The 1470-nt window shown below is 27.8% G+C and carries 1 protein-coding gene; it reads left to right on the top strand.

The annotated features are described in order from the left end of the window. Nucleotides 1-128: 128 nt before the first annotated feature. Nucleotides 129-1470 (top strand): methyl-accepting chemotaxis protein (locus L8U98_RS08160; RefSeq protein WP_263725506.1); only part of this gene is annotated, 1342 nt, incomplete at its 3' end.

The raw sequence follows: 1470 nt of genomic DNA, 5'->3' as shown, positions 1-1470 counted from the left end.
ATTTCAAATTTAATCTATCAATTTCATAATCTTTTTGTCTTTTGTGGAATTTACAATATTAAATCACAATTAAATTTTCATTGTAAAAATTTTATTTATAATTACAAAAATATTTTAGGAGAAAAGTAGTGAAAAGTGTTAAAATAAAAGTTGCTTTAATTGCAAATATCATAGCAATTGTATGTCTTTTGATTCTAGGAATTGTAACATTTATTTTTGTTAAAAATGCTCTTTTTCAAGAAATTGTTAATTCTGAACAAAATCGTTTAATTTCTACAAAAAATCTTATGATTAATTTCAAAGATGATACGTCTGATTCGTTAAAAAAGCTAAGCGAAACTATACTTAGACACCCTTATTCTGATTTAAATTCTGCCGAAAAATTAATGGACAACATAGGCTATCAATTAAGATCATTTAGAGATTCTGGTAATTTTCTAGCTGTTTATCTAGCCCAACCAAATGGAGAATTAATAGTAAGTGATCCAGATAGCGATAGCAAAGGCTTAGACTATGGAATTTATGGAAAAGCTGATAATTATGATGCAAGAACAAGAGAATTTTATATAGAGGCAATGAAAAATAATAGCCTATATATCACTCCTTCTTATATTGATGTTACAACAGGCTTGCCTTGCTTTACTTATGCCATGCCAATATATAAAGATGGTAATTTTATAGGAGTATTAGCAATCGATGTTTTGGTTAAAGATTTAGAAGATAGTCTTAAACAAATGCCAGGTGCGTCTTTTATTTATGATAAAAATCGTTTTTCATTTGTTTCAACAAATAAAAATTATATTGGAAGCGATCCAAATGTTGCCATTGTAGCAGATGGATTTAGCAAAGTAAAAGATGGTGAACCATTCTTTTATACTAGCAAAGAAGGAAATGAAAGACTTGCAATGTGTGATAACATAGATGGATATACAGTATGTAACATGGCTTATATTGATACAATTTCTCAATCAAGTGAGAAAATAGCCTATATACAAGCCATTATTGTTATTTTTACAAGTATTATAAGTATTGTTTTGCTTTATTTTATCATTTCTTATTATCTATCACCTTTACAAGCTATACAAAATGGTCTTAGTTCTTTCTTTGACTTTATCAATCATAAAACTAAAGATTCTGCTATGATAGATGTTAAAAGTAACGATGAATTTGGAATCATAGCAAAAGCTATTAATGAAAACATTACTAAAACTAAAAATGCATTAGAACAAGATGCTAAAGCAGTAGAACAATCAGTAGAAACCGTTAGAGAGGTTGAAGGTGGCAATCTAACAGCAAGAATTAGTGCAATTCCTGCTAATCCTCAATTAATAGAATTAAAAAATGTATTAAATGAAATGCTAAATGTATTAGAACAAAAGGTTGGTTCTAATATGAATGAAATTAATAGAATTCTTGATAGCTATAAAGCCTTAGACTTTACAACAGAAGTTGCTAATGCTAAGGGACATT

The sequence above is a fragment of the Campylobacter sp. RKI_CA19_01128 genome, assembly GCF_025771175.1.
Classification (GTDB): Bacteria; Campylobacterota; Campylobacteria; order Campylobacterales; family Campylobacteraceae; genus Campylobacter_D.
Note: the sequence above shows the minus strand (reverse complement) of the source record. Positions and strands in the feature narration are given on the sequence as shown.